Annotated in this window: 10 protein-coding genes, 1 tRNA gene and 1 pseudogene; 8 read left to right on the forward strand and 4 right to left on the reverse strand. The window is 36.5% G+C overall.

The features are described 5' to 3' along the window. Positions 1 to 21 precede the first annotated feature (21 nt). Both J2S06_RS06205 and J2S06_RS06210 read right to left on the reverse strand, forming a co-directional pair. Positions 22 to 378, reverse strand: a pseudogene (locus tag J2S06_RS06205) (AAA-type ATPase lid domain-containing protein); the annotation flags it as partial. Between the two features lie 258 nt (positions 379 to 636). Then, positions 637 to 1,794, reverse strand: coding sequence for an acyl-CoA dehydrogenase family protein (locus tag J2S06_RS06210; RefSeq protein WP_419151688.1), 1,158 nt, complete (start codon positions 1,792 to 1,794; stop codon positions 637 to 639). Between the two features lie 154 nt (positions 1,795 to 1,948). Between J2S06_RS06210 and J2S06_RS06215 the strand changes: the two genes are divergently transcribed. Then, on the forward strand, positions 1,949 to 3,181 hold the full coding sequence (locus J2S06_RS06215) for an aminopeptidase (protein WP_419151689.1): 1,233 nt from the start codon (positions 1,949 to 1,951) through the stop codon (positions 3,179 to 3,181). A 118-nt stretch (positions 3,182 to 3,299) separates the two neighbouring features. Here the strand turns inward: J2S06_RS06215 and J2S06_RS06220 are convergent. Continuing rightward, positions 3,300 to 3,392 (reverse strand) — tRNA-Ser (locus tag J2S06_RS06220). 182 nt (positions 3,393 to 3,574) lie between these two features. Here J2S06_RS06220 and J2S06_RS06225 point away from each other — a divergent pair. The 5 genes from J2S06_RS06225 (at position 3,575) to J2S06_RS06245 (ending at position 9,079) form a co-directional block, all read left to right on the forward strand. Then, positions 3,575 to 3,880: a TIGR04104 family putative zinc finger protein gene (locus tag J2S06_RS06225; protein WP_419151690.1), complete on the forward strand. Its 306-nt coding sequence runs from the start codon at positions 3,575 to 3,577 to the stop codon at positions 3,878 to 3,880. Positions 3,881 to 3,941: 61 nt separating this feature from the next. Further along, positions 3,942 to 4,568: a LysE family translocator gene (locus J2S06_RS06230; RefSeq protein WP_419151691.1), complete on the forward strand. Its 627-nt coding sequence runs from the start codon at positions 3,942 to 3,944 to the stop codon at positions 4,566 to 4,568. A gap of 373 nt (positions 4,569 to 4,941) precedes the next feature. Then, on the forward strand, positions 4,942 to 6,690 hold the full coding sequence (locus tag J2S06_RS06235) for a LytS/YhcK type 5TM receptor domain-containing protein (RefSeq protein WP_419151692.1): 1,749 nt from the start codon (positions 4,942 to 4,944) through the stop codon (positions 6,688 to 6,690). Beyond that, positions 6,683 to 7,414: a LytR/AlgR family response regulator transcription factor gene (locus tag J2S06_RS06240; RefSeq protein WP_419151693.1), complete on the forward strand. Its 732-nt coding sequence runs from the start codon at positions 6,683 to 6,685 to the stop codon at positions 7,412 to 7,414. The genes J2S06_RS06235 and J2S06_RS06240 overlap by 8 nt, the downstream gene beginning before the upstream one ends. A gap of 222 nt (positions 7,415 to 7,636) precedes the next feature. Continuing rightward, a complete protein-coding gene (locus J2S06_RS06245) occupies positions 7,637 to 9,079 on the forward strand; it encodes a carbon starvation CstA family protein (RefSeq protein WP_419151694.1) in 1,443 nt (480 codons plus the stop codon). A 549-nt stretch (positions 9,080 to 9,628) separates the two neighbouring features. On the opposite strand, the gene J2S06_RS06250 is transcribed toward J2S06_RS06245, so the two are convergent. After that, positions 9,629 to 11,212: a fatty acid--CoA ligase gene (locus J2S06_RS06250; protein ID WP_419151695.1), complete on the reverse strand. Its 1,584-nt coding sequence runs from the start codon at positions 11,210 to 11,212 to the stop codon at positions 9,629 to 9,631. Positions 11,213 to 11,712: 500 nt separating this feature from the next. Between J2S06_RS06250 and rodA the strand changes: the two genes are divergently transcribed. Next, complete coding sequence (rodA, locus tag J2S06_RS06255) at positions 11,713 to 12,882, forward strand: rod shape-determining protein RodA (protein WP_419151696.1); 1,170 nt, start codon at positions 11,713 to 11,715, stop codon at positions 12,880 to 12,882. A gap of 401 nt (positions 12,883 to 13,283) precedes the next feature. Further along, a complete protein-coding gene (locus J2S06_RS06260; RefSeq protein ID WP_419151697.1) occupies positions 13,284 to 13,673 on the forward strand; it encodes a GNAT family N-acetyltransferase in 390 nt (129 codons plus the stop codon). The last annotated feature ends 111 nt before the right edge of the window (positions 13,674 to 13,784 follow it).

Below are 13,784 nucleotides of genomic sequence, written 5' to 3' on the forward strand. Positions count from 1 at the left end.
AGAAAAACAAATGGGATCCTTTTATGAATTTTCTACATATTTTTTAATTTTCCTTGTTGCTGATGATTGACTAATTTTTAATAGTTCGGCAACTTTATAGCTCGATTTGCATTTTTTATAAGCTTTTAAGATAATATTTTTCTCCACTTCTTCTAGCATTTCATAAAGGCTTTTTCCTTCTTGCTCTAAAGATGCTTGCTGCATGGACAGAGGAAGATCTTCCTCTGTAATGACATTTTCTCCTGTTATAACAAGCCTTTCTACTATATTTTCCACTTCACGAATATTTCCATCCCAAATATGTTGAATAAACCTTGACAGAACAGAAGGCAAAAATTGAACATTTCGTCCATACTGCTCATTAAAATGATCCAAAAAAATGCTAGAATGGTCAATTAATTTCGTTCATTTTTCAGAAGACTATTTTTTTATAGATTGTTGCATTTCTATACTAAAGCTTTTCGACTGTCAGGCAATCGATACGCTTGCTATGTCACTTACAAGCGAGACGTGAACCGAACAAAATTCGATTGCCGGACAAATGTGATTTGTCCGGCCAAGTGCTCTTTTCGATCAATGGACAGTCGAAAACAACAACGTTTACGAAATCAGACTAACGAAAAAAACGAATTCTTCTTACGAAAAAGCTTTCTGTCCTAATTTCATGAATGTTAAATCGTCAGCTGGCGGGTTATGAAGACCTGCACGCACATCTCGATAATAACGCTCTAAAGGATGTTCTTTCATTAAGCTTTGACCTCCAACGATACGCATCGCCATGTCAACAATGTTTATGGCACTATTTGTGACAACATATTTTACAGCTGCAAGCTCTTCGCCCATTTTCTTTCTTTTCCCAGGGAAATGGTCCCAAAGATAAGCAACATGATACATAAAATGACGAGCTTTCATCATATCGATATCCATTTCCGCTACTTTTCGCCTCACTTCTGGAACTTCACTAATCGGATGTGGTAAGCTTTGCGGCTGATATTTTTTCGCAAACTGAACAGCATAGTTTCTTGCTGCCTTTGCAATTCCCAAATAACAAGCAGGAATATGAAGAAGCCATCCTTGTGGTTCTGGCTTCTGTTGCATTCGAATAGATAATAGAGCATCTCCTTGAACTTTAACTTTTGTTAACAATAAATCATCACTTCTCGTTGCCCGCATTCCTAGCGTATTCCATGTTTTCTCGATTCGTAGTCCATCCGCTTCCTTTGGTATAAGAAACTCCCCTACTTCTCCTGTTTCCTCGATCGTGGCGGTAACAATGAAGTAGTCAAGCGCCGGTGCGAGTGATGTAAACGTTTTATGTCCATTTATGATCCACACGTTTCCGTCCTTCCGTGCAGATGTTAAAGGTTTTCCACCACGCGCTGGACTCCCTGATGTTGGTTCAGTGGCACAACTATTTATTAATTTCCCTTCGTTTACAATTTCATAGCAAATTTGAGCAAACTTTTGTTCGTCCCACTTATTTGAATCACGAATATTCATGACAATTCCGTTATGCCATCCTAATGATAGAGCGGTCGCTCCATCTCCTTCAGCTATTTTTTCTTGGATAAGAAGAAAATCATATAATGATAAGTCTCCTCCACCATACTTTTTTGGAACGGTTAATTTCACAAAGCCTTCTTCTTTTAATTCTTTAAAATTTTCAAAGGGAAACCGTCCTTCCTCATCATTTTGGCTAGCCCGTTCTGCAAATAGTTTTGACAATGTATCAGCTATTTTTAAACGCTGTACTTGTTTATGATCATTCACTAGTAAATCATCGTATTCAAACAACCATATCACACCTTTATTTGTTTTACTATTATTGTAAAACTTTTTTTGCAAATCGTATAGTAATCCAATTGGAATAAAAAACCGTTTTAAAATATGACAATGATTTCTTTTTTGGTAAAATAGAAGTAAACTTTACAAAAGGAGAGCATGGAGTATGGCGACATTTCAAGAAAAAATAGAAAAATATGCTGAGCTAGCGGTTCAAGTCGGCGTCAATATCCAAAAGGGACAAGAATTATTAATAACCGCAAGCATTGAAGCGGTTGATCTCGTCCGCCTTATCGCCAAAAAAGCATATGAAGCTGGAGCCAAACAGGTGCATGTTGATTGGCAAGATGATGTTTTAACTAGATTAACATATGAAAAAGCTCATGATGACGTATTTACATCATTCCCTGAATGGAAAAAAATGCAGCGCGAAAAACTTGCGAAAAAAGGAGCAGCGTTTATTTCCGTTACTTCACAAAGTCCTGATTTATTAAAAGGGATAGATCATGAACGAATTTCCAACTATCAAAAAGCAGCTGGAAAAGCTCTAAATACTTTCCGTCAATACATACAATCAGATAAAGTAAGTTGGACAGTCATTGCTGCTGCAAGTCAAGATTGGGCGGAAAAAGTGTTTCCGGATGAGCGCAATGAAAACCGTGTCGAAAAACTTTGGGAGGCCATTTTTAAAGCGACACGTGTTGATCAAGAGGATCCTATAAAGGCTTGGAAGGAGCACGACAAATCCTTACATGCGAAAGTAGACTATTTAAATGAAAAGCGCTTCAAAAAGCTTCATTATAAAGCACCTGGAACCGATTTAACGATCGAATTGCCAGAAAAGCATGTTTGGGTTGGAGCAGGCAGTGTCAACGAACAAGGGATTGAATTTATGGCGAACATGCCGACAGAAGAGGTATTTACCGTTCCGAAAAAAGATGGTGTTAACGGCTATGTGACAAGCACAAAGCCGTTAAGCTATGGCGGCAACATCATCGAAAATTTCACGCTAACATTTGAAAATGGCCGAATTGTCGATATTAAAGCAGAGCAAGGAGAAGATATTTTAAAAAGCCTTGTTGAAACGGATGAAGGCTCTCATTACTTAGGGGAAATTGCCTTAGTTCCTCATCAGTCGCCTATATCTCAGTCCAATATTTTATTTTACAATACACTCTTTGACGAAAACGCCTCCAATCATTTAGCTATTGGAAGTGCTTATGCTTTCTGTATTGAAGATGGAAAAACGATGTCAGAGGAACAATTAAAGGAACACGGCTTAAACCAAAGTATTACACATGTTGATTTTATGATTGGATCTGCGGAAATGGATATTGACGGGATATTAGAGGATGAAACGGTTTTCCCTATTTTCCGAAATGGAAACTGGGCATTTTAAAAGGCACATGACCATAAGATAATAAGGCTGCTCGTTTGGAGCAGCCTTATTCAAAAAAATCATTTATGTATACGTGATGGCCATGTTGATCATGGATTTTTTTTGAATCGACTAAGTATGGCGGAGGAGGAGGGATTTGAACCCCCGCGGGCTTTGATGCCCCTGTCGGTTTTCGAAACCGATCCCTTCAGCCAGACTTGGGTACTCCTCCAGTCATCATGATAAGGAATGAATGAGAACTTATCATTGTTTTCACAACAACTATTATACTACTATATTTTTTATATCGCAATCTTGATCTATCTTGGAAAAATAGCCTATTCTTTCCTTTTTGAAACATTTTTCGATCTTTTTCGTCATTACATATAAAGAATAAGAAAAGGGGTTATTTTTATGAAGCTTCCGACGTGCTGTCATTGCGAAAAAGAGCTAAAATATAAAGATCTTTTAAAGCTTACCTTTGCCTTTCGCCAACATTTGCAATGTTCAAATTGTCATATGAAGCAATATGTAACAAAAAAATCACGCGCGAAAACGTCTTTATTGACATTTCCATTTTTGTTTTTGTTCTTTTTTCTTCAATACTTACAAATCCCATTTGCGGTTCTCTTCCCTTCTTATATAATCGTAGCCATTGGAGTGCTTTTTTTGATGCCGTTTTTCTATTCGTTTACAAATGATGAAGAGCCGCTTTGGTAACTTGACGCATAATGTCACTCCTGATAATCTACGAAATTAATAAATATAAGGAGGGAAAAACATGGATTTATCCATGATTTTAACCTTTTTAGGTGCTTCTATTTTGCTAACGGTTGCACCTGGTCCTGATAATTTATTTGTCATTTCCCAAAGCATGGCCTACGGATTTCGAGCGGGATTTGTCACTTCACTTGGTTTATGTACAGGTCTTGTCGGACATACTGCATTTGCTGCCTTCGGAATATCGGCCATATTATATCAATCTAGTCTTTTATTTCAGATTATCAAAATCATCGGGGCCGTTTATCTTCTGTACTTAGCTTGGGGAGCTTTTCAAGAAGGGAAAAAGTCTCTCGCAGAAGTTCAAGCTGTTCATAGGTATTCTTACCAATCCCTTTACAAAAAAGGAATTTACATGAATTTATTAAATCCGAAAGTTTCTCTTTTTTTCTTAGCCTTTTTGCCGCAATTTATATCACAGAATAGCTCCTCTTATCAACTAGAAATGCTTTTTTTAGGAATGCTCTTTATTTTACAAGCGATTTTGATCTTTACTCTTTTTTCTGCCCTTAGTGGAAAAATACGAAACATCTTCTTCCGCTCACCGAAAACCATTTCAATTGTCCATTATAGTAAAGCTTTTTTATTTGCTGTCATTAGCGGAAGGTTATTATGGAGTGACCGTTAACAAAAAGGTGAGCATATTTCATCTCTCCCGCCATATATTTATGGTAGGGAGGGACAAGATGTGGAAAATGGAAAAATAAAAGCAATGGAGAATACAAGGAACTTAATGAAGCATTATGTTCACCGTTTTTTTCAACAGCTTCTATTTGCAGGGCTCCTCGGGTATATCCTCTACTTCCTTACCCATTCCTAAGAGCTTCATCCTCAATCTTTCCCCATTGATACATGTAGGTTATCAATCCTCTAACGAGTGTAAAGGTCTAAAAACGTACTCTAACACCTCTTTCTGCCTTTCTTTTTGTCTAAGTCACCTGCTGATGATATGATAAAAATACCCATTCACAACATGTCTTTTAACATTAGGAGAGAAAATAATGGTTATTCTTTTATTAACGATGCTCGAAAGGCTAGGTATTATTGTAACTGTTGCTTTTGTTATGACTCGATTTCGTTTTATTCGGCAAATGATTCGTTCTGAACAAATTTCATGGCAGCATCAAATTTTGGCGATCTGCTTTTTTGGTCTTTTTGGTATCATTGGTACCTATACTGGGGTTACCTTTAATCCACTCACAGCTGATTACGATACATGGGTAAATAACTTACAAGATTCGGAGGCGATTGCGAATTCAAGAGTTATCGGAATTATCATTGCCGGTTTACTTGGCGGATACCGAATTGGAATTTCCGCCGGTATCATTGCTGGCATACATCGCATGACGTTAGGAGGCTATACAGCTGTTGCTTGTGGTGTTTCTTCCATAGTTGCCGGAATCATCGCTGGTTTTTTTCATCAAAAACAAAAAAAGCTACACTTATCTACGGCGTTTTTCGCCGGTTCCTTTGCTGAAGCGATTCAAATGGTAATCATCGTTCTAATTGCTAAACCGTTTCACATGGCCATCGAACTTGTAGAAGAAATATCCTTGCCCATGATTATTGCCAATGGTCTCGGCTCTGCCCTTTTTTTACTTATTATTCAAAGTGTCTTTAAAGAGGAAGAAAAAGCAGGAGCTATTGTAGCCCAAAAAGCGTTAAAACTCGCAGAACAAACAGTTCCTTATTTAAGACAAGGATTATCTATTGAATCGGCTGATGCTGTTTGCCGCATGATCTATCGTGAAGTAGATATAGCTGCTGTTTCCATTACGAACCAAAAATTGATTTTAGCACATATCGGACTTGGAGATGACCATCATAAGCCGAATAATCACATTCAAACAAATGCTACGAAAACAGTTATTCAAAATGGGCAAATGCTAGTATTAGGCAAAGAACATATCCACTGTTCTTTCAAATATTGCCCTTTAGGTGCTGTCGTCATCGCCCCTCTTAAACAACGGGGAAAAACGGTCGGAACTCTTAAGTTTTATTTTACATCAGAGCAAGCCATCAACCATATTGATTTAGAATTAATACGAGGGCTAAGCTCTTTATTAAGTCAGCAGCTTGAGCTGGCCGAAGCGGAAGTAGCTTGGCAGCTTGCAAAGGAAGCAGAAATAAAAGCATTACAAGCACAAATCCGACCTCATTTTTTGTTTAATTCGATCAATGTCATCGTATCGTTAATTCGTTCAAACCCAAATGAAGCACGTAAGCTTTTAATTGCCTTATCGAAGTTTTTCCGACAAAATTTAACAGGAACAACGAAAAATTGGACAACCCTTGAAGAAGAGCTTTTGCACGTTCAAGCTTATTTAGAAATTGAAAAAGCCCGTTTTGTTGATAAATTGAAGGTTTACTACGAAATTGACGAAGTTTCATTAAAGTGTAAAATTCCACCGTTAACTTTACAACCTCTCGTTGAAAATGCTATTAAACATGGGTTTAAAGATAAAGAAAAAGATTGTGTCATTACACTTCAAATCCGTAAAAAAGATGATGCCACCATCGTTTCCGTTATAGATAATGGGGTGGGAATGAGTGAAGAAACCCTTAAAAAAGTTGGCTATCAATTGATAAATTCGAAAACAGGTACTGGGTTTGCCTTATACAATGTCAATCGACGACTTATCATGATGCTAGGAGAATATTCAGCTCTCCATATTTCAAGTAAAAATGATAAAGGAACAATCATTTCGTTTTCCCTTCCAAACAAAGAGGAGGAAAAGGTTTATGCCTAGCAAAATACTCGTTTTAGTAGTAGATGATGAACGATACAGTCGTGATGAACTTATTCATTTATTAAGCTCTGACTCTGATCTTGACGTCATTGGAGAAGCAGATTCTGGTGAATCCGCAATCATGAAAGCCATTCAGCTTCAGCCTGATGTCATTTTTATAGATGTTGAAATGCCGAAAATGAACGGAATGGAAGTCGCGAAATCTTTACTTGAATTAAAAAAAGTTCCATATATTGTTTTCGCGACTGCTTATCCCGATTTTGCCGTGGAAGCCTTTCGCTATGAGGCAGTTGATTATTTATTAAAACCTTTTGATGATAAGCAATTGCAAGAAACGATCACAAGACTTAAAAAGCGAATTCAAAAAAATGAGCAGCTAAAAAAAGAGACCCACCCTTCTAAGCTAGCGATTGAAGGAGATGAAGAAATTATTTATATAGATCCACATGATATATACTATATATATCGGGAAGAACGGATCACGAAAATCGTTGGAAAAGAATTCGAATATGAAACAAAAATGCCACTAAAAGATTTACAATCCCGACTTGAGCCTTACTCATTTTTTCGAATTCATAAAAGTTATTTAGTTAACTTAGATTACGTTTCCAGGCTTATCCCTTGGTTTAATGGCGCTTACCAACTTGAATTAAAAGGAATTAAAGAAAAGCTCTCTGTCAGTCGAAATTACGCAAAAGCGCTGCGGGAAAGGCTGGAGTTGTAACCTAAATGGCTGTCCCAAAGACAATTTCAACGGTGGGATAGCTTTTTTATCATTTTGTCTTTTACCTCTACAACTTTTTTCATTTTTTGCATCTTAAAAGCGTTTTCATGCATTTTATTCATCAAAATATACATCTTAATCTTGAAATTAACGCAATAAATACATTCCTTGTTATGATATTTGTAAACGCATTCAACGGAAGGACAAAGGGGGGGCCGAATTATGTTTACATTTATTTTTGGAATTATCTTGTTAATTGTAGGGTATTTTACTTACGGAAAATTTATTGAAAAAGTATTTGGCGTGAACGAAAATCGACAAACACCTGCTTATTCACACCAGGACGGTGTAGACTATTTACCTATGGGAACAAAACGTAATTCGTTAATTCAACTTCTAAACATTGCTGGAGTTGGTCCAATTTTCGGTCCAATAATGGGAGCACTTTACGGACCTGTAGCCTTTTTATGGATCGTTCTCGGTTGCATTTTTGCTGGAGCTGTCCACGATTATTTAACGGGCATGATATCGATCCGTAACCGTGGTGCACACTTACCTGAACTTGCCGGCAAGTTTTTAGGTAAAGTGATGAAGCACGTAGTTAACACGTTTTCAATATTATTACTTCTCCTTGTTGGGACGGTTTTCGTTACAGCACCTGCAGGATTAATTCATAATTTAACAAGCGACTGGATGACTTTACCAGTTATTATTGGAGCAATTTTTATTTACTATATTTTAGCGACATTATTACCAATTGATAAAATCATCGGTCGTTTTTATCCGATTTTTGGTGCATTATTACTCATTAGCGCAATTGGTGTTGGTTTTTCTCTAATATTTAAAGGTGCACCTATTCCAGAATTAACATTTAAAAATATGCATCCAGATCAAGCACCAATCTTCCCGTTATTATTCTTAACGATTTCTTGTGGAGCTTTATCTGGATTTCATGCGACACAAACACCAATTATTTCTCGCACAACACAAAATGAAAAACACGGAAGAAAAATCTTTTACGGTATGATGATTGCAGAAGGAATTATTGCGATGATTTGGGCTGCGGCCGCTATGAGTTTATTTAACGGTTCTGAAGGCTTAAACGAAATTTTAACAAACGGTGGTCCAGCTGCGGTTGTTAGTGAAGTTGCATCAAAAATGTTAGGCGCTTTAGGTGGAACATTAGCCGTCATTGGGGTCATTGTTTTGCCGATTACTTCTGGTGATACTGCATTCCGTTCTGCACGAATGATCATTGCCGACTATCTAAATATTTCTCAAAAGAAAATCACAAGTCGCTTATGGATTGCTTTACCTTTATTTACTTTATCTTTCGTTTTAACGAAAATTGATTTCACACTTCTTTGGCGTTATTTTTCATGGGCCAATCAATCAACAGCTGTCATCGCCTTATGGGTAGGTGCAATGTATTTATTCTTAGCAAAGAAAAATTACTTTGTCGCAATAGTTCCTGCCACATTTATGACTTTGGCAACGTTCACGTATATATTAAATGCCCAAATTGGATTCGGCCTTCCATTAAATGTTGCTTACATCGGTGCAACGATCATAACGCTTACAATCATTGCACTATTTTTTGCCGCTGCAAAAAAATCTCAAAAGTGCGAATTTCAGCTTGACGATGATGCAATGGAGGTCGCCTAATGGGTTGCTGCAGTCCAAATTTTCGCAAATACGTTGAGGAGCAAGAAAAGCAAGTGAACGAGCAGCTACGCGACCATATGCCACGATCGTTAAAATGGCTGAGCGCTATCTTCACACTTTTATGCTTGTTCATTGCGATACTTATCTCAATAAAGTGACAAAAACGTCGGTTATTTCTTACCGGCGTTTTTGTCTTATTATTAATTTTCAGGATAAAATGAAGTTCTCTTGCGAATATTAACATTGAGGTGATAAAAATGAATGGTTCAATGAATGGTTCATACGATCTTGCTAGTTTAACGAAAGAACAAAAAGAAAGAATCAAGCAACTGGAAAGAGAATTAACTTAATAGCATGGAAGCCATAGCAACAAGAGTTTATGTGCGATAAGGAATATGATGACCTTTTAGAGGATGATCGTCTCAGAAGTGAAGAATATTCAACCAATAAGATGGATTCGTATTCATTCCTAAAAAATATAAAGGATCTTACCGGAAAATAGCAAGATCCTTTTAACACGTATATACGTTTTCGGTACTAGATGCCTAATTAGTTCACAAGGCGTTCACGTTCACCCCAAAAATGTTTTCTAAGCTGAACTTTTTGAATCTTACCAGAAGCTGTTTTTGGCAATTCATCAACAAATGAAATCGATGTTGGGGCTTTGAAATGCGCTAAATGCTGACGCGAGAAAGCAATCAATTCTTCCTCAGTTACTGTTTCCCCTTCCTTTATAACGACAAATGCGTGTGGAGTTTCTCCCCATTTTTCATGTGGGATGGCAATGACGGCAGCTTCTTGGACAGCTGGATGCTCATATAGAACACCTTCAACCTCAATGGATGAAATATTTTCTCCCCCACTAATAATGATATCCTTTTTCCGATCAACAATATCAATATGTCCATATTCATCCACTGTTGCCATGTCTCCTGTATGAAGCCAGCCATTTTGAATGGTGCTCATCGTTGCTTCTTCATTTTTCCAATACCCTTTCATAACACCATTTGAGCGAGTTATCACTTCACCTATTTCTTTTCCATTCGGTTTTACTTCTTCACCATTTTCTTTCACTACTTTTACGTCACAGCCAATCATCGGGAACCCAGCTTTTGCTTTAAAGCGATGTTGTTCTTCAATTGGTAAATTCTTCAACTGCGGACGAATCGTTGAAATTAAGCTTAATGGCGATGATTCGGTCATGCCGTAAACTTGGATAAATTCCCAACCAAGCTCGTTTTCCACACGTTTCACGAATGCCGGTGGTGGAGCAGATCCAGCAATGACAACACGAACGTTCGTCGATACGTCGTTTTGATGCTGATCATGATATTGAAGCAACGTGTTTAAGACGGTTGGAGCCATATGCATAACGGTAACGTTGTGATTTTTGATTTTCTCAAAAATGAGTTCAGGCTTCGCTTTTCTTAAACAAATATGCGTTGCTCCATTCGCTGTATAATAAAATGGAGCTCCCCAACCATTTACGTGGAACATCGGTAAAATGTGCAAATATATATCTTCATCAGAAACACGCAAATGATGCATGACCGATAAAGCGTGTAAATAGTTATTGCGATGAGTTAACATAACTCCTTTCGGCTTGCCGGTCGTACCACTTGTATACAATAAACTGCAAACATCATGCTCATCGATTTCAGCACGTGCAAAAGGTTCTTTTGAAAATTGGCTCAGCCATTCATCGTAAAAAAGATCCTCTTCTGACCCTTTTCCATTTTGAACAATAATTTTTTCAACAGTTTGTAAATCCCCTTTAATTGGTTCAATTAAATGATATAATTCCTCATCAACAAAAAGCAATTTACTTTCACTATGATTTAAAATATATAAATAGTCTTCTGGTTTTAATCGAATATTAAGCGGGACCATGATCGCTCCGAGTTGAAATATACCATAAAAACCTTCTAACATCTCTAATGTATTCGGTGCTAAATATGCAACGCGGTCCCCTTTTTCTACCCCTAGTTGTTTTAAACCGTGTGATAATTGATTCACTCGTTCATTTAATTCATAATAGGTTATTTTCTTATTATCATCGATAACGGCTGTTTTTTCCCCATATAATCGAACAGCTCGATCTAAAAATTGAGTTAATATAAGTGGTACGTACATTGCCCATCCCCCTTAATTAAATCATTTGAATTTTCAGTCATTATTTTAACATATTTTTAAAAGATTCATAATATTTATTTAAATTTTTTGTTTCGAATTTTTGAACATATTTCCATCCTGTAAAAAATATCGTTTTTAAGATTGTCTGCTTTTACAAACATTGTCGTTATAAGTTCTTGGACGAAAAAACGTAAATAGCGAAATCTTTTGATGTGGGATGTAGAAAGGAGATTTGAAGCAATCGGCGAACGGATTGACAAATGGAAATCCATCTAACGATCCAAGCAAATATTTTTTGCATGCAAAATAGGCAATGTTCAAGAAAAATTTGCGACATGGGCAAAACGAGGAAATTGTGCTACTATATGTAACGTGAATATATATTGAAACTTTTTTCATTTCATTTCGTCTATGATTTTGAACGGAATTTTCCCACCTTTTTTCTACAACATTTAGAAAACGAAGTTCTTTTAATTTCGATAAAAGTTGGTGTTGACAACATGAGTTCTAACAATAAAATTCAGTCTCGATTTGATTATCAGCTTGCATTTATTCTCTTTCTGCTATTTTGTACGAGCTGTATCGCCATTTATGGTGCCCAAATGACATCTGGACAATATGAAGAAAACTTTTTACTCAAGCAAATTGTTTGGTATGTTGTCGGTTGTTTCATTGTGGCAGGTGTCATGTTTTTTGATTCCGAACAAATCCAACGCATGGCGTGGTATTTATATGGGTTCGGCATTTTCTTACTAGTCTTTTTAATGGTTGCCCCAACATCTATTGCAAAACCGGTGAACGGGGCTAAAGCATGGTTTACACTTCCTGGTTTTTCGTTTCAACCAGCTGAGTTTATGAAAGTGTTTTTGATCATAACTTTAAGCACAATCATTACAAATCATAATCAAAAATATTTAAAACATACACTTGAATCTGATTTAAAATTGCTATTCAAAATTGTCGTCACAGCAATCGTACCTATTTTCCTCGTATTAAAACAACCGGATTTAGGAACAGCTCTCGTTATGGTTGCTATTGTGATTGGACTCATTTTCGTATCTGGAATTTTATGGAGAATTATTATTTCTATTACCATTATCGCTGTCATAGCGATTTCGACCATTTTTTATTTAGTTTTAAAAGCACCAAGTATATTAGAAAAATATTTAGGGGTTCAATCCTATCAGTTTGGTCGCATTTATTCATGGCTTAATCCGGAAGGGTATAAAAGTGGTGAAGGATACCAATTATTAAAATCTTTAAAAGCGATCGGTTCAGGACAAATTGTTGGCAAAGGAGTCGGTCAAGGTCAAGTTTATATACCCGAAAATCATACGGATTTCATCTTTAGTGTGATTGGCGAACAATTCGGTTTTGTCGGAACAAGTGTCGTACTTAGTCTGTTCTTTTTATTGATCTATCATTTAATTAAAGTGTCAATCGAGACAAATGAAGAGTTTAATAGTTATATTTGTGCAGGCGTCATAAGTTTATTTGTTTTCCACGTTTTTCAAAATGTTGGGATGACGATTGGTTTTCTCCCAATTACAGGGATCCCACTTCCTTTCATCAGTTATGGTGGAAGCTCCTTAATGGGCAGTATGTTTGCAATCGGACTTATATTCGGGATTAGGTGGCACCATAAAGTATATATGTTTTCAAGTGATTAGATTAATGGCTCTTTTCTTGAGCCATTATTTTTTTGATGACACTTGATAATAAGGCGCTCTTTAGTTGATAACATTTATTCTTCCATTAAAAATTTTGCCTCTTTTCTAAAAGATTGTTGCTTCACCGTAGCTTTTCATCTCTCCAGGCAAGCGACACGCTTGCTATGTCACGCGTGTAGTGTGACGTGAACCGAACAAAAGGCGATGGTCGGAAAAATTACATTTTCCGACCACGTGCTTTGAACGGTTCATGGACAGTAGAAAAGCAACAAAGTTTACGAAAACAGCCAAAATTTTTCAAAAACCTCTTGATATTTGTTCACTTTCATTTTATAATGTCCTCATTAAATAAACATTTGTTTTTTATAAGAGGACAATTACACATAAAGGTGGTTTCCGATATGGCATTAAAAGAGTTTGTTCAATTAAAAGCTCCTTTACATAAAGGACCAAACTATATAGAAATAATCGAAGTGGAAGAAAAGGAAATTAAATCGTATTTTGTTGATCCAAAATGGCTCAAAGCGAATAATGAAGAGAGACATATTTTTGCGATTCAACTAGAAAAGCGTACAATCGGGGCTGCTATCTTAACAAAAGACACCATAAGTAGCAAAACAGGAAAACTTAATTATTGGATGGAATATGATTATTTAATAAACGGTTTCGGGACAATCGTTGCAGCAGAGTTAATTCAATATGCTATCGAAGAGCTTCACCTTGAAACGATCACAAGTGACGTTTTAGAACCGCTTTGGGGAAATGAATGTGAACCATTTGTTTCCATTTAAAAATCAAATGATTTAGCTGCTCTAAATCTTATACAAAAACAAGACGTGAACAAACCATAATGTGTTCGTTCACGTCTTTTTATTTTCACTTTCCTGTAAAATTCCGTTTAT

This window comes from Bacillus alveayuensis (genome assembly GCA_030812955.1).
Taxonomy (GTDB): domain Bacteria; phylum Bacillota; class Bacilli; order Bacillales; family Aeribacillaceae; genus Bacillus_CB; species Bacillus_CB alveayuensis.

Coding starts and splice junctions, on each gene's coding strand:
- J2S06_RS06250 (WP_419151695.1), bottom strand. CDS start 11,212: ATGTACGTACCACTTATATTAACTCAATTTTTAGATCGAGCTGTTCGA.
- J2S06_RS06230 (WP_419151691.1), top strand. CDS start 3,942: ATGGATTTATCCATGATTTTAACCTTTTTAGGTGCTTCTATTTTGCTA.
- J2S06_RS06215 (WP_419151689.1), top strand. CDS start 1,949: ATGGCGACATTTCAAGAAAAAATAGAAAAATATGCTGAGCTAGCGGTT.
- J2S06_RS06235 (WP_419151692.1), top strand. CDS start 4,942: ATGGTTATTCTTTTATTAACGATGCTCGAAAGGCTAGGTATTATTGTA.
- J2S06_RS06260 (WP_419151697.1), top strand. CDS start 13,284: ATGGCATTAAAAGAGTTTGTTCAATTAAAAGCTCCTTTACATAAAGGA.
- J2S06_RS06240 (WP_419151693.1), top strand. CDS start 6,683: ATGCCTAGCAAAATACTCGTTTTAGTAGTAGATGATGAACGATACAGT.
- J2S06_RS06225 (WP_419151690.1), top strand. CDS start 3,575: ATGAAGCTTCCGACGTGCTGTCATTGCGAAAAAGAGCTAAAATATAAA.
- J2S06_RS06245 (WP_419151694.1), top strand. CDS start 7,637: ATGTTTACATTTATTTTTGGAATTATCTTGTTAATTGTAGGGTATTTT.
- rodA (WP_419151696.1), top strand. CDS start 11,713: ATGAGTTCTAACAATAAAATTCAGTCTCGATTTGATTATCAGCTTGCA.